The organism is Amorphus suaedae, assembly GCF_053629675.1.
Genome location: NZ_JBRJIT010000001.1, coordinates 2,148,069 through 2,170,719, shown reverse-complemented (window position 1 = coordinate 2,170,719; position 22,651 = coordinate 2,148,069). Strand labels below are relative to the sequence as shown.

Annotated in this window: 19 protein-coding genes; 16 read left to right on the top strand and 3 right to left on the bottom strand. The window is 70.1% G+C overall.

Annotation, left to right across the window (positions count from 1 at the left end; translation table 11 throughout):
* Positions 1–5: 5 nt before the first annotated feature.
* Positions 6–1,073: a C4-dicarboxylate TRAP transporter substrate-binding protein gene (locus AB7M35_RS09740; protein ID WP_453959252.1), complete on the bottom strand. Its 1,068-nt coding sequence runs from the start codon at positions 1,071–1,073 to the stop codon at positions 6–8.
* A 175-nt stretch (positions 1,074–1,248) separates the two neighbouring features.
* Between AB7M35_RS09740 and AB7M35_RS09735 the strand changes: the two genes are divergently transcribed.
* From AB7M35_RS09735 to AB7M35_RS09695, 9 genes are all read left to right on the top strand, one after another.
* A complete protein-coding gene (locus AB7M35_RS09735) occupies positions 1,249–1,962 on the top strand; it encodes a TetR/AcrR family transcriptional regulator (protein WP_453959250.1) in 714 nt (237 codons plus the stop codon).
* Between the two features lie 110 nt (positions 1,963–2,072).
* Positions 2,073–2,927 carry a CoA transferase subunit A gene (locus tag AB7M35_RS09730; RefSeq protein WP_453959248.1) on the top strand — a complete coding sequence of 285 codons (855 nt, stop codon included), beginning with the start codon at positions 2,073–2,075 and terminating at the stop codon, positions 2,925–2,927.
* The gene (locus tag AB7M35_RS09725) at positions 2,924–3,718 is read left to right on the top strand and encodes a CoA-transferase subunit beta (protein ID WP_453959246.1); all 795 of its coding nucleotides are present in this window, start codon (positions 2,924–2,926) and stop codon (positions 3,716–3,718) included. Before AB7M35_RS09730 ends, AB7M35_RS09725 begins: the two co-directional genes overlap by 4 nt.
* Positions 3,719–3,890: 172 nt before the next feature.
* The gene (locus AB7M35_RS09720; protein ID WP_453959245.1) at positions 3,891–4,457 is read left to right on the top strand and encodes an ATP-binding protein; all 567 of its coding nucleotides are present in this window, start codon (positions 3,891–3,893) and stop codon (positions 4,455–4,457) included.
* 156 nt (positions 4,458–4,613) lie between these two features.
* The gene (locus AB7M35_RS09715; RefSeq protein ID WP_453959243.1) at positions 4,614–5,105 is read left to right on the top strand and encodes a MarR family winged helix-turn-helix transcriptional regulator; all 492 of its coding nucleotides are present in this window, start codon (positions 4,614–4,616) and stop codon (positions 5,103–5,105) included.
* Complete coding sequence (locus tag AB7M35_RS09710) at positions 5,102–6,328, top strand: HlyD family secretion protein (protein WP_453959242.1); 1,227 nt, start codon at positions 5,102–5,104, stop codon at positions 6,326–6,328. The genes AB7M35_RS09715 and AB7M35_RS09710 overlap by 4 nt, the downstream gene beginning before the upstream one ends.
* The gene (locus tag AB7M35_RS09705; RefSeq protein WP_453959240.1) at positions 6,325–7,875 is read left to right on the top strand and encodes a DHA2 family efflux MFS transporter permease subunit; all 1,551 of its coding nucleotides are present in this window, start codon (positions 6,325–6,327) and stop codon (positions 7,873–7,875) included. Before AB7M35_RS09710 ends, AB7M35_RS09705 begins: the two co-directional genes overlap by 4 nt.
* Before the next feature lie 137 nt (positions 7,876–8,012).
* A complete protein-coding gene (gene ppk2, locus AB7M35_RS09700) occupies positions 8,013–8,813 on the top strand; it encodes a polyphosphate kinase 2 (RefSeq protein WP_453959238.1) in 801 nt (266 codons plus the stop codon).
* A gap of 367 nt (positions 8,814–9,180) precedes the next feature.
* Positions 9,181–12,666, top strand: coding sequence for a S8 family serine peptidase (locus AB7M35_RS09695; protein WP_453959236.1), 3,486 nt, complete (start codon positions 9,181–9,183; stop codon positions 12,664–12,666).
* On the opposite strand, the gene AB7M35_RS09690 is transcribed toward AB7M35_RS09695, so the two are convergent.
* A complete protein-coding gene (locus AB7M35_RS09690; RefSeq protein ID WP_453959235.1) occupies positions 12,586–14,355 on the bottom strand; it encodes a putative bifunctional diguanylate cyclase/phosphodiesterase in 1,770 nt (589 codons plus the stop codon). The genes AB7M35_RS09695 and AB7M35_RS09690 overlap by 81 nt on opposite strands.
* 416 nt (positions 14,356–14,771) lie before the next feature.
* On the opposite strand from AB7M35_RS09690, the gene AB7M35_RS09685 reads away from it, so the two are divergent.
* The 7 genes from AB7M35_RS09685 to cobM all read left to right on the top strand — a co-directional run bounded on the left by AB7M35_RS09685 (position 14,772) and on the right by cobM (position 21,931).
* Positions 14,772–15,362, top strand: coding sequence for a HupE/UreJ family protein (locus tag AB7M35_RS09685; RefSeq protein ID WP_453959233.1), 591 nt, complete (start codon positions 14,772–14,774; stop codon positions 15,360–15,362).
* Positions 15,363–15,546: 184 nt separating this feature from the next.
* Positions 15,547–16,755: a sirohydrochlorin chelatase gene (locus AB7M35_RS09680; protein WP_453959231.1), complete on the top strand. Its 1,209-nt coding sequence runs from the start codon at positions 15,547–15,549 to the stop codon at positions 16,753–16,755.
* The gene (locus tag AB7M35_RS09675; RefSeq protein WP_453959229.1) at positions 16,752–17,408 is read left to right on the top strand and encodes a precorrin-8X methylmutase; all 657 of its coding nucleotides are present in this window, start codon (positions 16,752–16,754) and stop codon (positions 17,406–17,408) included. Before AB7M35_RS09680 ends, AB7M35_RS09675 begins: the two co-directional genes overlap by 4 nt.
* Entirely contained in the window at positions 17,405–18,610 is a 1,206-nt protein-coding gene (gene cbiE / locus AB7M35_RS09670; RefSeq protein WP_453959228.1) for a precorrin-6y C5,15-methyltransferase (decarboxylating) subunit CbiE, read from the top strand. Before AB7M35_RS09675 ends, cbiE begins: the two co-directional genes overlap by 4 nt.
* Positions 18,607–19,314, top strand: coding sequence for a precorrin-2 C(20)-methyltransferase (gene cobI / locus AB7M35_RS09665; protein WP_453959226.1), 708 nt, complete (start codon positions 18,607–18,609; stop codon positions 19,312–19,314). Before cbiE ends, cobI begins: the two co-directional genes overlap by 4 nt.
* Positions 19,305–21,131, top strand: coding sequence for a precorrin-3B C(17)-methyltransferase (gene cobJ / locus AB7M35_RS09660; protein WP_453959224.1), 1,827 nt, complete (start codon positions 19,305–19,307; stop codon positions 21,129–21,131). The genes cobI and cobJ overlap by 10 nt, the downstream gene beginning before the upstream one ends.
* Positions 21,128–21,931 (top strand): precorrin-4 C(11)-methyltransferase, encoded by an 804-nt coding sequence (cobM, locus tag AB7M35_RS09655; protein WP_453959223.1) that lies wholly within the window; start codon positions 21,128–21,130, stop codon positions 21,929–21,931. The genes cobJ and cobM overlap by 4 nt, the downstream gene beginning before the upstream one ends.
* On the opposite strand, the gene AB7M35_RS09650 is transcribed toward cobM, so the two are convergent.
* Positions 21,903–22,649 carry a cobalt-precorrin-6A reductase gene (locus AB7M35_RS09650; protein ID WP_453959222.1) on the bottom strand — a complete coding sequence of 249 codons (747 nt, stop codon included), beginning with the start codon at positions 22,647–22,649 and terminating at the stop codon, positions 21,903–21,905. The genes cobM and AB7M35_RS09650 overlap by 29 nt on opposite strands.
* Positions 22,650–22,651: the final 2 nt, after the last annotated feature.

The following is a 22,651-nucleotide window of genomic DNA, read 5'->3' as shown; positions in this document are numbered from 1 at the left end:
CGGGACTACTGCTTGTCCCAGTCGCGCGCCAGCTTGGCGCCGCCGGCCCGCAGCTTGTCGAGGTAGGTCTTCACGACGGTCTCGCCGGCAAGGCCCTTCGCCTCGAGTTCCTTGGCCCACTCCATCGGCAGGTTCGGGAGCGCGTCGGCCCATTCCTTCTGCGCCTCGGGCGACAGCTCGGTGATCACCGCGCCGCCCTTTTCCATGGTCTCCATGGCGGCCTTCACGCGCTCTTCCAGGCCGGTGCGGTAGGCCTTGGCGAACGCCTCGGTGCCGGCGCGGATGGCGTCCTGCACCTCCTTCGGCTGCTCCTCGAACCACGGCTTGTTGGCGACGATGCCGCCGGCGTACTGGGCGCCGAAATGGGTGCGGGTCACGTACTTGGCCTGCTCGTAGAGCTTGGCCGCGGCGGCCGCGGTCGGGAACACGATGACGCCCTCGGTCACGCCGGTCTGCAGATCGTTGTAGTAGGTGGTCAGGTTGCCCGACACGCCGACGGCGCCGGTGCCCTTCAGCCAGTTCACGGCCGGTCCGGGCGCGTTGATCTTGCGGCCCTCCAGGTCCTTGATGCCGGTGACCGGGAACTTGGTCATCAGCAGGTAGTCCTCGAGGCCGAAGCCGCCGCCCAGATACTCGATGTCGTGCTCCTCCCACAGCTTGCGCATGTCGGGGATCTCGTCGTGCATCTTGTCGACGCTGGTCAGCACCAGGTCGACGTCGGGCGAGCCGAACGGGGTCACGTAGGAGACGTTCTGCAGCGACAGCAGCGACGGCTCGAACAGGCTGGAGACGATGCCGAGCTGGGCGAGCCCGTCCTCCATGGCCTCCAGCTCGCCGCCGACGTTCGCCAGCGTGCCGCCGTAGGCCTCGGTCCATTTCATGGTGTAGTCGGTGCCTTCCAGCGCCTTGTCGACGGCCGGAATGAACGCCTCGTGCAGCGTCTTCACCCACAGGAACACCGGCGGATGGCCGGCGATCACGGTGGCGTCGATCTCTTCGGCAAGCGCCGGAACGGCGGTCGCGGCAAGGGCGGCGGACAGCATCGTTCCACCGAGAATCGTGCGCAGGTTCATCAGGACCTCCTCAGGACGCCGGACGGCTCGCCGGCGAGATTGTATGTTTCCTCGAGCCTGGGACGGCGCGGACGGCGCACCGGTCGGGCTGGCCGATCCTTGTTCTCGACGGTCTCCCGACGGTCGGCTTGATAAATTTATCTGAACGTACGTATAAATTGTCAAGAGAGGTTTCATGGCACCACCCGAGACGGCATCCGAGATCGACCCCCCGCCCGAACCGGCCAAGGAAGATGGCCGGCTGGTGCGCGGCGAGGCGACGCGCGAGCGCGTCCTCGATGCCGCCGAGCGGCTGTTCGCCGACCATGGCTTCGATGCGGTGTCGATCCGCCAGATTGCCCAGGAGGCGGGCGTCACCCTCGGGGTGGTCGGCTTCCATGGCGGCGCCAAGCTCGACCTCTTCAAGACGATCCTGGCGCGCCGGGTGGAAACCCTGTCGGCGGCCCGCGCCGAGCGGCTGGCCGTGCTCCAGCAGCGCGCCGTCGCGCCCACGCTCCACGATCTCGTCGAGGCCTACATCGCCCCCTATATCGACATCGCGTCGGGCGGCGATCCCCAGTGGCGGGCCTATGCGCGGCTGATCGCCCGCACCGTCAGCGACGACCGCTGGTATCCGCAGGTGCGCGACTTCTACGACCCCACCGCCCGCGTCTACATCGATGCGATCGCGGCGCTCCATCCGCGCGCCGATCGCGACAAGCTCGCCGCCGCCCTGGTCATGTCGGTGGCCTGCATGCTGTCGGTGGTCGCCTCCACCGCGCGCATCGCCGGCCTGTCGGCGGAGGCCGAGGCGGCCGCGCCGGAGCGCGGTCCGGACGTGCTGGCCTACAAGGCCGTCCTCATCGACTTCTGCGCTGGCGGCATCGCCCGGGCGGCGCTGGACGACTGATCCGGCCGCGACGGCCCCCGCCGTCGCCGCGGCGGTCTCCCGCCTTGCGTCTCGGCCATGAACCGGTACAAAGTCCGGCCGGGCTCCGTCGAAAGAAAACACGAGCGAGAATGACCAAGTTCCTGTCCCTGCACGACGCCATCGCCGAGAACGTCCGCGACGGAGACGTCGCCGCCTTCGAAGGCTTCACCCACCTCATTCCCCATGCCGCCGGTCACGAGACGATCCGCCAGGGCCGCAAGGACCTGACGCTGATCCGGATGACGCCGGACATCATCTACGACCAGATGGTCGGCATGGGCATGGTGAAGAAGCTGGTGTTCTCCTACGCCGGCAACCCCGGCGTCGGCCTGCTGCGCCGGGTGCGCGACGCCGTGGAGAACGCCTGGCCGAAGTCGCTTGAGATCGAGGAGCACAGCCACGCCGCGATGGCCAACGCCTACGAGGCGGGCGCCGCCGGGCTGCCGTGCGCGATCTTCCGCGGCTACAAGGGCGCCGACCTCGCCAAGGTCAATCCCAACATCAAGTCGATCAACTGCCCGTTCACCGGCGAGGAACTCGCCGCGGTGCCGGCGGTGCGCCCCGACGTCTCGGTGATCCACGCCCAGAAGGCCGACCGCAAGGGCAACGTCCTGATCGAGGGCATCGTCGCGGTGCAGAAGGAGGCCGTGCTGGCCGCCAAGCGCGCGGTGGTCACGGTCGAGGAGATCGTCGACGAACTCGACACCCATCCGAATGCCTGCGTGCTGCCCCACTGGACCATTGCGGCCATCGCCGTGGTGCCGGGCGGGGCGCATCCGTCCTATGCCCAGGGCTATTACGAGCGCGACAACGCCACCTACCTGGAATGGGACAAGGTGTCCTCCGACCGTGACGCGTTCACGGCCTGGATGAAGGAGAACGTGCTGGAGGCCGGTCCGGAGGTCTACGCCGACCGCACCGCCAACCTCAGGAGCGCCGCATGAGCGATCTCGGCTTCACCCCCGACGAAATCATGACGATCGCCGCCGCGCGGTCCCTGAAGAACGACGACGTCTGCTTCGTCGGCATCGGCGCGCCCTCGGCCGCCTGCAACGTCGCCCGGCTCACCCACGCGCCGGACATCACGCTGATCTACGAGTCGGGCACCATCGGCACCGCGCCGGACGTGCTGCCGCTGTCCATCGGCGACGGCGAGCTCTGCGAGACGGCGGTCACCACCGTCGCCGTGCCGGAGATGTTCCGCTACTGGCTGCAGGGCGGCCGCATCACCGTCGGCTTCCTGGGGGCGGCCCAGCTCGACCGCTTCGGCAACATCAACACCACCGTCATCGGCGACTACCACAAGCCGAAGGTCCGGCTTCCCGGCGGCGGCGGCGCGCCGGAGATCGCGTCCTCCTCGGGCGAGATCTACATCACCATGAAGCAGTCGCTGCGCGGCATGGTCGACAAGATCGACTTCTACACCTCGTTCGGCCACGGCGACGGCGGCGACCACCGCCAGCGGATCGGCATCACCACCAAGGGGCCGACGCTGCTCATCACCGACCTCGCGGTCTGGCGGCCGGATCCGGAGACCAAGGAGTTCACCGTGGTCTCCCTGCATCCGGGCGTGTCCCGCGACGACGTGCAGAAGACCTGCGGCTGGGAAGTGAAGTTCGCCGACGGCGTGGAAGAGACCCCGCCGCCGACCGAGCTGGAGCTGACCACCCTGCGCGACCTCAAGGCGCGCACCCAGGAAGCCCACTCCAAGACCGGCAAGCCGAAGGCGGCCTGAGTTCGGGCGCACGCCCGATCGACGTTTGCCGAAGGGCCGGCTCCGCCGGCCATTTGGATCCCCGGCAAACCCCGTCACGCGTGGCGGGGTTTGTGCGTTCATGGGGCTTGTCGGAACCGCTGCGCTGCGGGACGGGCGCGGCTGATCCGACCGCGTATCAAACGAGGGCGAGATGGCAAACCGGCCGCGCATCCACCTGACCGGCGCATCGTGTTCGGGCGTATCCACCCTTGGCGCGGCGCTGGCCGAGAGGTTCGGCGTCCATCAGCTGGATGTCGATGACTTCTACTGGATGCCAACCGACCCGCCGTTCACAAGCAAGCGGCCTCCGGGGGAGCGCGTGCGCCTGATCCGCGAGCGTCAGAGCGCGTTGCCGGGCTGGGTGCTGTCGGGCTCTTTCATGGGATGGGGCGAGACCCTGATCCGGAACGTGGACCTCGTTGCTTTCGTCGAGACGCCGACATCCCTCCGGCTTCAGCGCCTCGATCGCCGGGAGGCCGAGCGTTATGGTGCGCGCATCCGCCCTGGCGGCGATATGCATGAGGCCCATCTGGCCTTCCGCGACTGGGCGTCCCGCTACGATGACCCCGGCTTTTCAGGACGCAGCCGCGCGCAGCACGAACGCTGGCTGGCCACTCAATCCGCCCCGTTGCTGCGGCTCGACGGCCGATGCCCAACGTCCGAGTTGGTAGAGTTGGTCATTGATGAGCTTGCGCGGCAGGACCGGGGAAAAGCCTGAACGCAGGGCGGCCGATCGACCCGGATCAATACGTCGTCCGTCTTTCGTAAGGGCAGGCATCCGCCGGCCCTTTTTGCGTTTGCGGTGCGGGCGGGGTCTTGGCAAGCGGCGGCTCGATTTTATATATGTTGCTTATTATAAGGATACCCACTGCAAATGCGTCCGAACGATCCGCGCAACCCCTCCCAGAGCCTGACCTTCCTGATCCACGACGTGGCCCGCATGGTGCGGCGCAACTTCGTGCGGCGGGCGAGCGGGCTCGGGCTCACCCCGGCCCAGTGGCAGGCGCTGGCCCATCTTGCCAAGCGGGAGGGCATCCGCCAGGCCGCGCTCGCCGAGCTGATGGAGATCCAGCCGATCACGTTGGCCCGGCTGATCGACAAGCTCGAGGCGGCCGATCTGGTCGAGCGCCGCAAGGACCCGTCCGACCGCCGCGCCATCAAGCTCTACCTGTCGGAAGGGGCGCACGACACGCTGGAGCGGATGTGGGAGCTGGCCGCGGAGACCCGCGCCGAAGCCTTGGCGGGGATCTCCCCCGAGACGCTCGAGACGGTGATCGGCGCGCTGGGCGACATGCGCGCCAACCTGATTGCGGCGGAGGCGGAATCGAAGGCCGCCTGCCGCCCGACCGACGAGGAACAGACATGACCGAGAAAGTCTCTGATACGGAGACGGGCGACGCCGTCGCGGCCGCCGACACGCTGCCGGCGCCGACCGCCCAGGCGCAGGTGGTGGCGGGTCCCGCCGCCGCGCCCGTCCGGCGTCGCCGCCGCTGGCTGCGGCCGCTGCTGCTGATCGCGGGCCCGCTCGCGGTCATCGTCGGCGGCACCGCCTGGTACTATTCCGGCGGCCGCTACGTCTCCACCGAGAACGCCTACGTCCATGCCGACAAGGTCGCCGTCAGCGCCCAGGTCGCCGGTCCAATCCAGACGGTGGCGGTGAAGGAGAACCAGGCCGTCGCCAAGGGCGACGTGCTGTTCCAGATCGACCGCGGCACCTACGAGATCGCCGTCGAGCAGGCCGAGGCGAACCTCCAGTCGGTGCGTCAGGACGTCCAGGCGCTGAAAGAGACCTACCAGCAGGAGAAGGCGAGCGCCGAGCTCGCCCAGACCAACCTGGAGTACGCCCAGCGCCGCTACGACCGCCAGGCGACGCTCCTGAAGAACAACGTCGTCTCCCAGGCGACCCTCGACGACGTGCAGAACGCCCTCGACAAGGCCGAGCAGCAGATCAAGCTCGATCGGTTCCTGATGCGCACCACGCTCGCCAAGATCGGCGGCAGCGCCGACGTGCCCGTCGAGAAGACGGCACAGTACCAGCAGGCGAAGGCCCAGCTCGACCAGGCCAAGCTCGATCTCGCCCACACCACGGTGACGGCTCCCTTCAACGGCGTCGCCGGCAACACGCCGGAGCCCGGCCAGTACGTCACGCCGGGCAGCGCCGTGATGAGCCTCGTCTCCAGCGACGGCATCTGGATCGACGGGAACTTCAAGGAAACGCAGCTCACCTACGTCCGGCCCGGCCAGGCCGTCGACATCGAGGTCGACGCCTATCCCGACCAGGTCTGGCACGGCACCGTCGCCAGCGTGTCGCCGGCCACCGGCTCGGAATTTTCCGTGCTGCCGGCGCAGAACGCCACCGGCAACTGGGTGAAGGTCGTGCAGCGCATCCCGGTCCGCATCGCCGTCGATACCGAGGCCGACGGCCCCGTGCTGCGCGCCGGCATGAGCTCCCAGGTCGAGATCGACACCCACCACCAGCGCGAGCTGCCGGCCTTCGCCCGCACCGCGCTCGGATGGATCGACGGGCTTGCCAGCAAGCCGGTCGCCGAAGCCAGGCCCGCCGCCGTGGCGGCGGAGGTCGCGAGATGACTGCCGCCGCGATCGCGACGCCGGACGGCGGCTCGACGAAGCTCGGACGGGGGCTGACCACCGCCTCCATCATGCTCGCCACCATCATGCAGGCGCTGGACACCACCATCGCCAACGTTGCGCTGCCGCACATGCAGGGGTCCATGTCGGCGACCCAGGACCAGATCTCCTGGGTGCTGACCTCCTACATCGTGGCCGCGGCGATTATGACGCCGCCGACCGGCTTCCTGGCCGCCCGGTTCGGGCGGAAGAAGCTGTTCATGGTGGCCGTCGCGGGGTTCACGTTCTCGTCGATCCTGTGCGGCGCGGCGACCTCGCTGCCCGAAATGGTGCTGTTCCGGCTCATGCAGGGCGCCTTCGGGGCCGGCCTCGTGCCGCTGTCCCAGGCGGTGCTGCTCGACACCTACCCGAAGGAGCAGCACGGCTCGGCCATGGCGATCTGGGGCATGGGCGTCATGCTCGGCCCGATCCTGGGGCCGACGCTCGGCGGCTATCTGACCGAGTATTACAACTGGCGCTGGGTGTTCTACATCAACGTGCCCGTCGGCATCTTCGCCTTCCTCGGGATCATGAGCTTCGTCACCGAGACCGACAAGAAGGCCGGCCTGCCGTTCGACTGGTTCGGCTTCGCGCTGCTCAGCCTCTCCATCGGCGCCCTGCAGATGATGCTCGACCGGGGCGAGTCCCAGGACTGGTTCTCCTCGACGGAGGTGCTGATCGAGACGGTGCTGTGCGGCGTCACGTTCTACATGTTCCTGGTCCACATGTTCACCGCCAAGCGGCCGTTCCTCGAGCCCGGCCTGTTCACCGACCGCAACTTCGCCGTCGGGCTGTGCTTCATCTTCGTGATCGGCGTCGTGCTGCTCGCCACGCTGGCGCTGCTGCCGCCGTTCCTCCAGCAGCTGATGGGCTATCCAGTGATGACGGCGGGCCTCCTGCTGGCGCCGCGCGGCGTCGGCTCAATGGTGGCGATGATGGTGGTCGGCCGCCTCATCGGGCGGGTGGACGTCCGCTTCCTCATCCTGTTCGGCCTCGTCATGACGGCGCTGTCGCTGCACCAGATGGCCGGCTTCACCACCGAGGTCAGCCAGCAGACGCTGGTCGTCACCGGCATCGTCCAGGGCGTCGGTCTCGGCTTCATCTTCGTGCCGCTGTCGACGATCACCTTCGCCACGCTCGATCCGAAATACCGCAACGAGGGGACCGCCATGTTCTCCCTGATGCGCAACATCGGCTCGTCGATCGGCATCTCGGTGATGACGACCATGCTTACCCAGAACACCCAGGTCATGCACGAGAGCCTCTCCGGCGCGCTGACGCCGTTCCGGATGGCCCTGCAGTCGCCCTGGCTGCCGGGCGCGTGGTCGGTGGACAGCACGGCCGGCCTGTCGGCGCTCAACAACGTGGTGACGGTCCAGGCGACGACGGTCGCCTACCTGGACGACTTCACCGCGATGATGTGGATCGTCATCGCCGTGGTGCCGCTGCTCCTCCTGATGCGCGGTCCGAAGGCGAAGTCCTCCGCCCCCGACATCGCCATGGAATGACGCGCGCCCGCGACCGGTGGTGGTCGCTGCCCCGGCCGGGGGAAGGAACCCGCGCGCGATTCCGCGTGTTCGCTCGGGGGGCTGGGCTATAGTCCCGGGGCCGGCCGGCGACGACACCGGCATTCCGAGAGGTCATGATGGCGAAAGACAAGCACCACGACGCCCCGCCAGTGCCGAAGATCGGCAAGAAGGACTACAAGAAGCAGCTGCATGCGCTGCAGATCGAACTGGTCAAGCTGCAGCGCCACTTCATCAAGTGCGACGACAAGATCCTGGTGATCCTCGAGGGCCGCGACGCCGCCGGCAAGGACGGCGTGATCAAGCGGATCACGGAGCATCTGAGCCCGCGCGAGACGCGCGTCGTGGCGCTCGGCAAGCCGTCGGACCGCGAGCAGACGACCTGGTACTTCCAGCGCTTCGTCCCCTATCTCCCGGCCTCCCAGGAATTCGTCCTGTTCAATCGCAGCTGGTACAACCGGGCGGGTGTCGAGCGGGTGATGGGCTTCTGCACCGACGTCGAGTACGAGCGCTTCATGGAGACGGTGCTCGACTTCGAGCACATGCTGGTGCGTTCCGGCATCACGCTGCTGAAATACTATCTCGACATCACCTTCGAGACCCAGAGCGAGCGCCTAGAGGCGCGCCACACCGATCCGCTCAAGCAGTGGAAGATCAGCCCGATCGACGCCGTCGCGTCCAAGCACTGGGACGACTACAGCGAGGCCCGCAACGAGATGCTCGCCCGCACCCACAATCCGATCACGCCCTGGACCATCGTGCGCGCCGACATCAAGCGTCAGGCACGGCTGAACCTCATCAAGCACATGCTCTCGACGCTGGAATACGACGGCAAGGACGAGTCCGTGCTCGACGAGGATCCGGATCTCGTCTTCGCCTTCGATCCGCACCAGATCCGCAACGGCATGATCGCGCCCTGACCGGGCGGGCGCGCGTCCCATGGGCCAAAGGCGGGAGCCTCCCCGCCCACGCCCTCCCGGCCCGCGCCGGCATCGGGTTCTGACCAGCCGTGCGTCGCAATGCGCCTCGGCTCCGGACCCGTTTCTCACGGCGATGACGGCGCCGTTGCGGAGCAGCCGCAAGCACGGCGCCACGTCGATTGTGTGACTTACATCACGCTCGAAACATTTCTTTCCGGCCGATTGTCAAATGATGTTGTCGCTCCCGGATTGATCGGCAACATCCCCTCGGCGATTTCGGCTGGGCGCTGAAATCTTGATGTATCGCAGCGGCTTGGGACGCCTTACGGGCGATTGGAAAAAGGCCGCGAGGGGAGGGGCAACGTCCGTGAAGTTCATTTTCGCACCGCGCGTTCTGGTCACGTCTCTTGTCGTTGGTCTGATGGCCTCGGGGTCCGGCGCGACCCTCGCCCAGTCCACGGTCCCCGCCGAGCCCACCACCTCCATGGTCCGTGACGCGCTCAGCCAGGCGGCGGGCTTCGGCGACCGGTCGCTCATCGCCAGCGTGGTGGAGAATGCGCGGCTGACGCCGCAGCGGGCGGGTGCGATCGAAGCGACCGCCGTCGAGCTGCGCCCCGACATCGCCGACCAGATCCGGCGCGCGGTCTCCGCCGGCCGTGAGCTGGCGGCAGCCTATCCCGCTGCGTCGCTTGCCGGTGTGCCGGGCCTGGCCGGAGCGGCCGTCGCGCCGCGCGCCGACGCGCTCCCCTATCCGGGTGGAAATCCCGCGATTCCGCGCGCCTCGTTGCCGGAGTTCCAGCGCAATTACAGTCTCGATGCGATGGGGGTCGCAACCGCGCTCGAACAGGGGCTGACCGGCAAGGGCGTCGTGGTTGGCGTCATCGACACCGGCATCGACATGCGCCCGGACGGCAGCGTCCATCCGGAGTTCGCCGGCCGGATCGACCCGCGCTCCACGAGCTTCCTGTACTGGCTGAACAGCGACGTCGTCTGCCAGCGGCGCGACACGTCCCAGTGCCCCACGTTCACCGACGAGCAGATCGAGGCGGCCTTCCAGCAGGGGCCGACGGATACCCTCGACCAGGGCAAGCACGGCACGCACGTGTCGGGCATCATCGGGGCGGGTCAGAACGGCTTCGGCATGCAGGGCGTGGCTCCCGGAGCGATGATCCTGGCCGTCAAGGCAATCCAGCAGGGCGGCAATGTGGTCGATGACGAGGGTAACGTCCTTTCCACTCAGTTCCTGGAGCGATGCGGACCCTACGAGGAGTGCCAGAAGATCGGCGGGGACGAGGTGGAATGGACCAAGGGGTTCGCCTATCTCGCGCAGTTTCGCGACGTCCGCGTCATCAATGGCAGCTTCGGACCGGGCCCGGGTGACGAAGACGTAAGCTGGGACCTCGGCAATGCCGCCGACCAGGACGAGTTGCGCCGCGAAGCGGTCGCCATGCGCGGCAATCTGGACGCCGGACAGATCATCGTCATGGCAGCCGGCAACTCCCGGATCGACAACCCCGTCTATTCCGAAAATCCGAGCGGAGGCGGCCTTTATCCCTTCATCCGGCCGCAGAACCAGAATGCCAGGAACTCCGCCGGAGCGCTGATCTACGACGATCATGGATCCGGACTTGACCTGAGCTTCGTTTCACCGGAGGCGCTGGCGGCGGCGGAACAGGCCGACGGCATCGCCCGCGGTCGCATCATCGTCGTCGTCGCGCTCGACGCCTACAATCAGCTCGCCAGCTATTCCCAGATGTGCGGCGCGGCGAAGGAGTGGTGCGTCTCCGCGCCCGGCGGCGACAAGATCGCCCTCGACGATCCTTCGCTCGGCAAGCAGGGCGACACCGCAATCTATTCGACCGTTCCGACGAACAGCTACGCGTCGTACAGCGGCACGTCGATGGCGTCGCCGAACGTGGCGGGTGCAATCGCGATCCTGATCGAGGCGTATCCGACGTTCACGCCGGCGGAGATCGTCGAGATCCTGTTCATGACGGCGGAAGACCTCGGCGCGCCGGGCGTCGACGCGGTCTACGGCTGGGGCCTGGTGCGCCTCGACCGGGCGCTGTCCGTCGGTCCGGTCGGCATGACGGAGACCGGCACCTACACGGTTGGCGAGGGCGGCGGCGACACGACCTGGATGGTGGACTTCACCAGCCAGGGGGCGCTGGAGAAGACCGGCTCGGGCACGCTCGCCGTCCAGAACGCCGCCACCTTCCAACAGGCATCCACCGTCGATGGCGGCACGCTGTCGGTCAACGGATCGCTGACCACGCCGACCCTGTCGGTCGCCCAGGGCGGCACGCTGTCGGGCACCGGGGCCGTGGTCTCCGACGTCACCGTGGCGGGCCTGCTCTCCCCGGGCAACTCGCCCGGCACGCTCACCGTCACCGGCGACGTGACGCTCACCTCCACCGCCACCACCCGCATCGAGGTAGACGGGCCGGGCACCGGCAACGGCGCCGGCAACTTCGACCGCATCCTCGTCCAAGGCACCGGCTCGGTGTTCACCGCCGGCGGCACGCTGGCGCCGGTCCTGCGGGGGATCGCCGGCTCCGCCACCAACACCTTCACCCCGACGCTCGGCCAGAGCTTCGTGTTCGTCCAGGCGCCCTCGGTGGCCGGCAGCTTCGCAGCCCTCACCCAGCCCTCGGCCGGGCTTCCGGGCGGCACCCGCTTCGACGTGCTCTACAGCCCGACCGCGCTGGCGCTCGCCGTCACGCCGCTCAGCTACGCCAGCCTCGGCGCCGTGGGCGTCGCCCAGACGGCGAACGAGCGGGCGCTCGGCGCGGCCATCGACGCGGCGCGTCCCGCCGCCGGCGTCCGGCCCTCGGCCGCCAGCAACGACCTCTACACCATCCTCTATTCCGCCGACGCGGCGGGGCTCGACGCCGGCTTCTCCAGCCTCGCCGGACAGGTGCACGCGGAGATGGGCACCACGGCGGTGCGCGCCGTCGGCCGCTTCGCCGACACGCTGGGCGACCGTCAGATGGGCATCGCGATGAACCGTCTCTCCGCCCGCGGCACGCCGTTCGGCACCGGCGAGGCGTGGGCGGCGGGCGAGGTGGCGGCCACCGACGTCGGCACCTCGGGCGGGCTGTCCGGCTACGACGTGCGGGCCACCAACGGCGCGGTCGGCGCCGACTGGCGCTTCGGCTTCGGCGCCGCCGGCTTCGCGCTCTCCTACGAGTACGCCGACGTCTCGGCCGGCGCCAACGGCTCGGGCGACGTCGACACTTACCAGGGCGGTCTCTACGGCACGTTCGACGCCGGCCCGGTGGCGTTCGCCCTTCGCGGCGGCCTGAGCTGGGGCGATCTCTCCACCAGCCGCCTTACCAGCCTCGGCAGCTACGCCGCGACGGCCTCGGCCGACGGCAGCGGCTTCGGCGGCTTCGCCGAGGCGACGGCCTTCCATGCCTTCGAGACGCCGGCGGTGACCGTCACGCCGTCCGCCACCCTCGGCTACCGCGGCTTCCGCCGGGACGCCGCGACGGAAACCGGCAGCGTGTTCGCGCTGACGGTGCCGGCGGAGACGTTCACGGAGACCCAGACGACGCTGGCGGTGGCGCTGTCGCACCGCTTCGCTCTGGCGAACGGGGTGCTGCTGGAGCCGGTGGCGAGCGTCGGCTGGCGCCACGACTTCGGCGGCATCGACCGGGGCACCGACCTCGGCCTCCTCGGCGCGGCGTTCTCGGCGGACGGGGCGGAGGTCGGCGACGACGCCTTCCTCGGCAGCCTCGGCCTCACCGCGGTCGCTTCCGACCGCTTCGCCCTAGGAGCGTCCTATCAGGCCGAAATCCGGGACAACCTCACCGGCCACACCTTCGCCGCCCAGGCCAGCATCCGGTTCTGACGAAGCGGGCACGATCGTCGCGAGGAACGCGGGATCGGCCATGTCGGTCAGGATGCGCCGCACCGCCGCCGGGAATTCGGCGGCGGTTACGGGCTTGGAAAAGAAGTAGCCCTGGAACATCTCGCAGCCGAGGCCGTGCAGCAGCGCGATCTCCTCGGGCCGCTCCACGCCTTCCGCGACGATCGGGATGTTCAGCCCGTCCGACAGCGTGACGATGGACGTGCAGATCGCCCTCAGCCGGTTGTCCAGGTCGACGTTGCGCACGAACATCATGTCGACCTTCATCTCGTCGAAATTGAAGTTCGCGACGTAGCGCAGGTTGGAATACTCCGCGCCGAAATCGTCGAGGCTGACGGTGATGCCGCGGCTCTGCAGCTCGCCGATGGTCCGCTTGGCGAGGTGGATGTCGGTGAGCAGCACCGACTCGGTGATTTCCAGCTTCAGGCGGTTGTGGGCGATGCCGGCGGCCGCCACCGCCTCGTCGATGGTGGCGAGCAGGCCGGGATCGCGGAACTGCCGCGCCGAGATGTTGATGGCGATGCGGGGCACGTTGATCAGCTCGTCGGACCACAGCGCCGCCTGGCGGCAGGCCGTCTTCAGGATCCAGGCGCCCAGCGGCACGATGATGCCGGCCGCCTCGGCGACGGGGATGAAGTCGCTCGGCGGGATCGGCCCGCGCGTCGGGTGATGCCAGCGCACCAGCGCCTCGGCGCTCACCACCTTCTTCTTCGCGAAGTCGACGACCGGCTGGTAGTTGAGCTGGAACTGGTCGCTGCCGATCGCCTCGCGCAGTTCCTGGTCCATGTGGAAGCGCCGGCGCGCCGTCTTCTCCGTCTCCACGGAGTAGAAGTAGATGTTGGACTCCGCCGTCGGCACCACGACGCTCATCGCCGATATCGCCGCCGCCATCAGCGCGTCGGCGTCGATCAGGTCCTCGGAAACCGTCGCGACGCCCATGAACAGGCGCGGATAGAAGACGTTGCGGCCGTCGGACACCGGCGCGCTCATGCGTTCCGACATGCCCTTCAGCTCGCGTTCGGTCTCCGCGCGGCCCTTCCAGCGGATCGAGAACTTGAACAGCCCCGGCGCCACCCGTCCGGCGACGAGGATCGACGGCTCGCGGGTCAGCCGCTCGGTGAACTGGTTCAGCATCGCGGTGCCGGTGTCGATGTCGAAGAACGCTTCGATCTCGGCGCGGTTCTCCACGCGCAGCGCCACCACGGCGATCCGCTCGCCGCTGACGATCTGCTCGTGGAAAAGCTGCCGCAGCCGGTAGCGGTTCGGCAGGCCCGATTCCGGGTCGGAATGGGTCAGCCGCATGAGCAGTCCGTCGAGGTCGCGGATGGTGTTCTGCGTATCGCGCATCAACAGCCCGGCCTCGTCGGTGAAGCCGGTGGGCAGCGCCGGCATCCGCTGCGACAGGCGATATTCGCGCAGCGCCCGCGAGGCCGTCAGGATCGGCTTCAGGAGGTCGGAGATGACGTACAGCGTCAGCCCGGTGCCGACCAGCGTCGCGACGAGCAGGATCCCGAGCACCGTCAGCACGGTGGCGAGATCGGCCACCGAGTACATCAGGCTGACGATGACCACCGTGATCAGCGGAACGTGGATCCCCAGGAAGGTCACGATGAGGATCTTGCCAGGGTAGTTCAGCCAGCTGATCTTGGACAGGAGTCGGTAGAACCGCATGTCTGGCTGAGCGTTTCGGGTCGATCGGGCTTCTGTTGACCGTTGGGGCATGCCGGTTGGGCGGACAAAGTCGGATGGCGATCTGCGTGCATTCATGTCAGGTCGTCTCGGGCGCGATGTCAAATGACTTCGCAGGGGCGCATCTGCCAACATACGCGCGGCGGCGCCGGCCGGATGTCGGAATCTGCTGTGCGGCCGTCGCGTCCCGCCCTTGTGGCCGCCGGTCAGTCTCGTTAGTCTCGCGCTCACAGGACATGCAGCGTTCCTCGAGGAACTGAAAGCGATTGCGGTGCGGCCGACCCATGCCGGGGGCCAATGCCGTGGCTGCCGATGCCGAGCGTGACAGCCCTGCCTTGCGCGAGGCTGTCTCCTCCTTGATCGGATCGTTGCTCGTATTCGATTGGAAGGAGACCTAGATGGCCGTTCGCGCACTGCTCGCTCTCGTCACCCTGCTCGCCACCGCCGCCGTGCCGGCGCTGGCCCACACCGGGGCCGGATCGGTGTCCGGCTTCGCCGCCGGCTTCTCCCATCCCATCGGCGGCCTCGACCACATGCTGGCGATGATCGCGGTCGGCCTTCTCGGTGCCTCCCTCGGCGGCCGCTGGATGTGGGCGCTGCCGGCGACCTTCGTTGCGGTGATGATCGCGGGCGGTATCGCCGGCGTCTCCGGCGCCCCGCTGCCCCTCGTCGAGCTCGGCATTAAGGGCTCCGTGGTGGTGCTCGGCCTCGCCATCGTGTTCGGCGCCAACGTCTCCGGCGTTGCCGCGGCGGCGCTCGTCGCCGTCTTCGCCCTCTTCCACGGCCATGCCCACGGCACCGAGATGCCGGCCTCCGTCGCCGCGCTCGAGTACGGCGCCGGCTTTGTCGCGGCGACCGCGATCCTCCACGCGGTCGGCCTCGGCCTCGGCCTGTCGACCGGCTTCCTCGCCGGCCGCACCGGCGTCGTGGCGCGCCAGATGGGCGGCGGCGCCATCGCCGCGCTCGGCCTCGTCGTGCTGCTGGCCTGACGGCCGGCGCGTTCCGGCCGCGGCGCTCCGGCGCCGCCGGCCGGTCCGGCACGCTCGCCGTCGCCCCGGTCCGGGCCCCTCGGGGCCGGCCGGGATGCGCTCACGTGGTTGAAACTGGAGCCGTGATCACCGGCCCGGCGAGGTCGCCGGCCGGCGGGGCTCCGGCATTTGAAAGGCTCACTCCATGACCGGCACCGACGCCCAGGCGCTCGGCGTTATGATCTGTGGTCACGGCTCCCGCTCGCAGCCGGCGGTGGCCGAGTTCGCGACCGTGGCCACCGCGCTCGCCACCCGCTTTCCCGACTGGCCGGTGGAATACGGCTACCTGGAGTTCGCCAACCCGGTGATTCGCGACGGCCTCGACCGGCTGCGCGAGAAGGGCGCGACGCGCATTCTCGCCGTCCCCGGCATGCTGTTTGCCGCCGGCCACGCCAAGAACGACATCCCGTCGGTGCTCAACACCTACGCCGCCGCCAACAACATCCGCATCGACTACGGGCGCGAGCTCGGCATCGACACCAAGATGATCCGGGCGGCCGGCGACCGCATCCGCGCGGCGCTGGAGGAGGCCGACCGCACCTACGGGCCGCGGCCGGTCAGCGAGACCTGCCTGGTGGTCATCGGGCGCGGCGCCTCCGATCCGGACGCCAACTCCAACGTCTCCAAGATCGCCCGTCTGCTCTGGGAAGGCTTCGGCTTCGGCTGGGCCGAGACCGGCTATTCCGGCGTCACCTTCCCGCTGGTCGAGCCGTGCCTGGAGCACGTCGCCCGGCTCGGCTTCAAGCGGGTCATCGTGTTCCCGTACTTCCTGTTCACCGGCATCCTCATCGACCGGATCTACGGCTTCACCGACGCCGTCGCCGCCCGCCATCCCGAGATCGAGTGGATGAAGGCGCCCTATCTCAACGACCATCCGCTGGTGGTCGACACGCTGGCCGAGCGCGTGCGCGAGATCCTCGAGGGCCAGAACCTCATGAACTGTGCGCTCTGCAAGTACCGCGAGGCGGTGCTGGGCTTCGAGGGCGAGGTCGGCCTGCCGCAGGAGAGCCACCACCACCACGTGGAAGGTATGGGCGCCACGGCGCCGGGCTCCTCGGTGGCCGACTGCGCGCTCTGCGACACCTTCTGCACCGGCGAATGCCGCCTCGTGGGGGCGGGCCACGACCGCGGGCACGGCCATCATCACCATGGCCACGGCCACTCCCACGATCACGGAGACGGCCACACCCACGCGCACCATCACGATCACGACCATGACCATGCGCACAGCCACGATCATGGCCATTCGCATGATCACGGCCACGATCACGCCCACCATCCCTATCCCCACGCCGACCACCCGCTCGGACCGGTGAGCGTGCTGTCGCGCCGCGGGACCGGCTCGGACACGTGACCGGCGTCGGCGACAGGGTGCGCTTCGACTATCTCCGCGATCCCGCGGCGATCTACCGGCGCTCGTTCGACCTGGTGGCCGAGGCCTGCGATCTCGGCGCGCTGGCGCCGGGCGACCGGCCGATCGCGGTGCGCGTCGTCCATAGCTGCGGCATGCCGGACATCGTCGGCGACCTCCGCTTCGGCGGCGAGGTCGGCGCCGCCGTGCGGGCCGCCGTCGTGGCCGGCCGGCCGGTGGTGGTCGACAGCCGCATGACCGCCAACGCCATCCATTCCGCCGCGCTGCCGGCCGGCGCGCGGGTCGTCTGCGGCCTCGATCATCCGGACGTCGCGGCCCACGCCGACCGGCTCGGCACCACGCGCTCCGCCGCCGGTCTCGCGCTGCTGCGCGCCGAACTCGACGGCGCCGTGGTGGTGGTCGGCAACGCGCCCACCGCGCTGTTCGCGCTCCTGGAAACCATGCTCGACGACGGCGTGCGCCCGGCCGCGATCCTCGGCTTCCCCGTCGGCTTCGTCGGCGCGGCCGAATCGAAGGACGCCCTGGTCGACCACGCCGGCGACGTGCCCTTCGTCACCGTCCTCGGCCGCCGCGGCGGCAGCGCCATGGCCGGCGGCGCACTCAACGGGGCACTGCTCGGGGGAGGGGACGCATGAGCGTCTGGCTGACCGTCATCGGCATGCACCCGGACGGACGTCTCGCCGAGCCGGACCGCGCCCGCGCGGCTCTCGACGCGGCCGACGCGGTGTTCGGCGCCGCGCGTCACCTGGAGGCCGCCGGCGTGCCGGCCGAGCGCCGACGCCCCTGGCCGACGCCGTTTTCCGAGGGCCTCTCCGCGCTGCATGCGCGAAAGGGCACGCCCACCGTCGTGCTCGCCACCGGCGATCCCATGCACTTCGGCATCGGCGCCACCCTCGCGTCCCACGTTCCGGCCGACGAGATGGTCGTGCTGCCGGCGCCGTCGGCGTTCTCGCTGGCCGCCGCGCGCCTCGGCTGGCCCCTCGACGGGGTTGCCTGCGTCTCGCTGCACGGCCGCTCGGTGGACGCGCTGGCCCGCCATCTGCAGCCGGGGGCGCGGATCATCGCGCTCACCAGCGACGCCGCAACGATCGCCACCGCCGTCGGCCTGCTGCGCGGCCAGGGCTTCGCCACAAGCGAGGTCGTCGTGCTGGAGGCGATGGGCACCGACCGCGAGCGCCGCACCGACATCGAGCCCACCGACATCGTCGGCGGCGCCTTCGACGATCTCAACACGCTGGCGATCCGCGTCCGCGCTTCCGAGGGGGCGTTGACGCACCCCGCGGTTCCGGGGCTCGACGACGACGCCTTCGCCCACGACGGCCAGCTCACCAAGCGCGAGGTCCGCGCCGTCACGGTGGCGGCGCTGGCGCCGGCGCCGGGCGCGCTGCTGTGGGATCTCGGCGCTGGCTCCGGGGCGGTCGCCATCGAGTGGATGCGCGCCGCCCCCCATGCCCGCGCCATCGCCTTCGAGAAATCGGAGGAGCGGCTGGCGATGATCGAGACCAACCGGCGCGCCCTCGGCGTGCCGGAACTGGAGATCGCCGCCGGCGACATGCCGGACAGCCTCAAGGACCGGCCGGCGCCCGATGCCGTCTTTCTCGGCGGCGCGGTGTCCGACGCCGCGCTGTTCGACACCGTCTGGGCGCGCCTTGCGCCCGGCGGCCGGCTGGTCGCCAACGCGGTCACGCTGGAGGGCGACGCGGCGCTCATCGACCGCCAGGGCCGTCATGGCGGCGACCTCGTGCGGATCGACGTGGCCGAGCAGGACGCCGTCGGCCGGTTCCGCGCGCTGCGCCCGCGCATGAGCGTCCTGCAGTGGCGGGTGGTGAAGTCATGAGCGGCGGCCATCTCCATGTGGTGGGCGTCGGCCCCGGCGATCCGGACCTCCTCACCTTCAAGGCGGCGCGGATCATCGCGGCCGCCGACGTGCTCGCCTATCCGACCACCGAGAGCGGCCAGGCCCGGGCCCGCCAGATCGCGGCGGCCCACATCGCCCCCGGCACCCGCGAGATCGGCTTCCTGATGCCCATGCGCACCGAGCGCGAGCCGGGGCAGGCGGCCTACGACGAGGCGGCCGAGCGCATCTCGGCCGAGCTCTCCGCCGGCCGCACCGTCGCGCTGCTCTGCGAGGGCGACCCGATGTTCTACGGCAGCGCCATGTACCTCTTCGAGCGCCTCGCCGCGCGCTTTCCCACCACCGTGGTTCCCGGCGTCACCTCGCTGACGGCGTGCGCGGCGGAGGCCGGCCGGCCGCTCTGCGCCCGCAACGAGGTCCTGAAGGTGCTGCCGGCGCCGCTGCCGCCGGAGCGGCTCGCCGCCGAGCTCGCCAGCTGCGACGCGGCTGCGATCGTCAAGGTCGGCCGCCACATCGACACCGTCCGCGGCGTGCTGCGCGCGCAGGGGCTGGAAGCCTCCTCCGTGCTGGTCGAGCGCGCGACGGCGCCGGACCAGGCGGTGACGCGGCTGGACGCGCTGCCGGAGGGCGCGCGGCCCTATTTCTCGACCATCCTGGTCTACCGGGGAGAAGAAAAATGGCGATGACGCCGGCGCTCTTCGTGCTGACCGAGCGCGGACTGGAAACCGCCGAGCGGGTCCGCGAGATCCTTGGCGACTGCACCGTCGTGGCCGGCCAGTCGGCGCGGCGCGACGAGACGGTCGCCGGAAGCTTCGGCGAGGAGATGCGCGCGGCGTTCGCGGCCGGCCGGCCGGTCGTCGGCATCTGCGCCACCGGCATCATCGTCCGCCTGCTGGCGTCGGCGCTCGCCGACAAGCAGTCCGACCCGCCGGTGATCGCGGTGTCGGAGGACGGCTCGGCCGTCGTGCCGGTGCTCGGCGGCCACCACGGCGCCAACGACATGGCGCGCAAGCTCGCCGCCGGCCTCGGCGGCGTCGCCGCCGTCACCACCGCCGGCGACCTGCGCTTCGGCGTCGCCCTCGACGATCCGCCCCAGGGCTGGAGCCTGTCCAATCCGTGGGACGCCAAGGCGGCCATGGCGGCGCTTCTCGACGGCGCCTCGGCGGTCATCGACCCGGCGCTCGACTGGCTCGACGATGCCCGCCTCCCGCGCTGGGAGTTCGGCGAGGTGCGCCTGCTCGCGTCGGTGGCGCGCGCCTGGCCGCTGGACGATGACGACGACGGCATGGAGACCACCGCGCTCATCTACCGGCCGCGCTCGCTGGCGCTCGGCGTCGGCACCGATCGCGGCTGTCCGCCCGAGGACCTGATCGCCCTGGTCGACCAGGCGCTGGAGGACGCCGACCTCGCCGACGAGGCGATCGCCTGCGTGGTCTCCCTCGACCGCAAGGCCGACGAACCGGCGGTCCATGCGCTCGCCGCGCATCTCGACGTCCCGGCCCGCTTCTTCACCGCCGAGGAGCTGCGCGCCAGCGAACCGCGGCTCGCCAATCCGTCGAGCGTCGTGCGCGCCGAGGTCGGCGTCGCCGGCGTCTGCGAGGGTGCAGCCCTCGCCGCCGCCGGTCCGGAAGGCAGGCTGGTGGTGGAAAAGGTGAAGTCGGCGCGCGCCACCTGCGCGATCGCCATCGCCCCGCGGCCCATCAATCCGGCCGCCGTCGGCCGGGCCCGCGGCCGCCTGTCGGTGGTCGGCATCGGCCCCGGCCAGCAGGAATGGCGCAGCGGCGAGGTGACCCGGCTGCTCACCCGCGCCACCGACTGGGTCGGCTACGGCCTCTATCTCGATCTCGTCGCCGATCTGCAGCGTGGCCAGGCCGAGCACCGCTTCGACCTCGGCGCTGAGATCACCCGCGTGCAGCACGCGCTGGCGCTCGCCTCCACCGGCCGCGACGTGGCGCTGATCTCGTCGGGCGACGCCGGCATCTACGCCATGGCGACGCTGGTCTTCGAGTGCCTCGCCGATGCCGCCGCGACCGATGCGGAAAAGCGGGTCGAGGTCGTCGTCGCGCCCGGCATCTCCGCCGTCCAGGCCGCCGCGGCCCGCCTCGGCGCGCCCATCGGCCACGACTTCTGCTGCATTTCCCTGTCCGACCTTTTGACGCCGTGGGAGGCGATCGAACGCCGCATCCGCGCCGCCGCCGAAGGAGATTTCGTCATCGCATTCTACAATCCCCGTTCGCTCCGCCGCCGCGACCAGCTGCCCCGCGCCATGGCGATCCTCGCCGAGGCGCGGCCCGCCGACACGCCGGTGATGGTCGCCGGCGACCTCGGCCGGCCGCGCGAGCGGCTGGCGGTCACCACCATCGCCGACTTCGATCCGGCGACCGTCGACATGATGTCGCTGGTGCTGGTGGGCTCGTCGGCGACGCGGACGCTGGAGCGGGGCGACGGCAGCGTGCGGGTCTACACGCCGCGCGGCTACGAGGCGAAGCGGGGGGCGGCATGACGGTCCATTTCATCGGCGCCGGCCCCGGCGCGCCCGACCTCATCACGGTCCGCGGCCTCGCCCTCATCAAGTCCTGCCCGGTCTGCCTCTACGCGGGCTCGCTGGTTCCGGTCGAGGTGGTCGCCGAGGCCCCCGAGGGCGCGCGGGTGATCGACACCGCCCCCATGAACCTCGACGAGATCATGGCGGAGATCGAGGCGGCCCACGCTGCCGGCCACGACGTCGCCCGCGTCCATTCCGGCGATCCGTCGATCTACGGCGCCATCGGCGAGCAGATCCGCCGGCTGAAGGCGGCCGGCATTCCCTACGACATCACCCCCGGCGTGCCGGCCTTCGCCGCCGCCGCCGCCGAGCTGGGCCTGGAGCTGACGCTTCCCGACGTGTCGCAGACCGTCATCCTGACGCGCACGGCGATGAAGTCGTCGTCGATGCCCAATGCCGAGGACCTAGCGACGCTGGGCGCCTCGGGCGCGACGCTGGCGATCCACCTGTCGGTGCGCAACCTCCGCCACGTCGAGCGGGAACTGGTGCCCCACTACGGCGCCGACTGCCCGGTGGTGGTGATCTTCCGCGCCACCTGGCCGGATCAGGAGATCCTGCGCGGCACGCTGTCGGACATCGCGGAGAAGGTGCGCGCCGCCAAGCTCACCCGCACCGCCCTGGTGCTGGTCGGGCGGGTGCTCGACACCGAGGACTTCACCGATTCCGCCCTTTACGACCCGAACCACAAGCACATCCTGCGGCCGGGCAAAAAGAAGAAGAAGGAGACGGTCAGGGAGCGGCAAGATGCCGGCGGATGAGCGTCACGCACGCCTCGACGTCGGCGGCATGGGCCGCCGGCTGGCCGCCCGGCCGGTCGACCATGATCACCGGGATCCCGCGCTCGCGCGCCGCCTCCAGCTTGGCCGCGGTCGCCGCCCCGCCCGAGTTCTTGGTCACCAGCACGTCGACCTTGTAGCGGGAGAGCGTCGCGCGCTCGTGCTCGAGGCTGTAGGGCGGGCGATCGCGCACGAGGCGGATGCGCTCGGGCAGCGGATGCTCGGGCGTCTCGATGGTGCGTGCCACGATGGTCACGTCGGTGCGGCGCAGGAACGGGCAGAGCTCCTGGCGGCCGACGGTGACGAACACGCGCGCCCCGGGGGCGAGAGCCGCCGCCGCCGCGCCGAGGTCGGCGACATGGGTCCAGCTGTCGCCCTGCTCGGCGGTCCAGCCGGGCCGCTCCAGCCTGAGATAGGGGCGCTCGGCCAGCCCGGCCGCGCCCTTCGCCGCCACCGAGATGCGCGCCGCGAACGGATGGGTGGCATCGACCAGCAGGTCGACCGCCTCGGCCGCCAGGTAGTCGGCGAGGCCGGCCTCGCCGCCGAAGCTGCCGCGGTGGATCGCGCCCTTGCGCGGCATCGGCTCGGCGGTGCGGCCGGCCAGCGCGGTCACCACGCTCAGCCCGCCGTCGTCGGCCAGCCGGTCGGCCAGCGCGCGCGCCTCGGTGGTGCCGCCCAGGATCAGAATCTTCGCCGTCATGG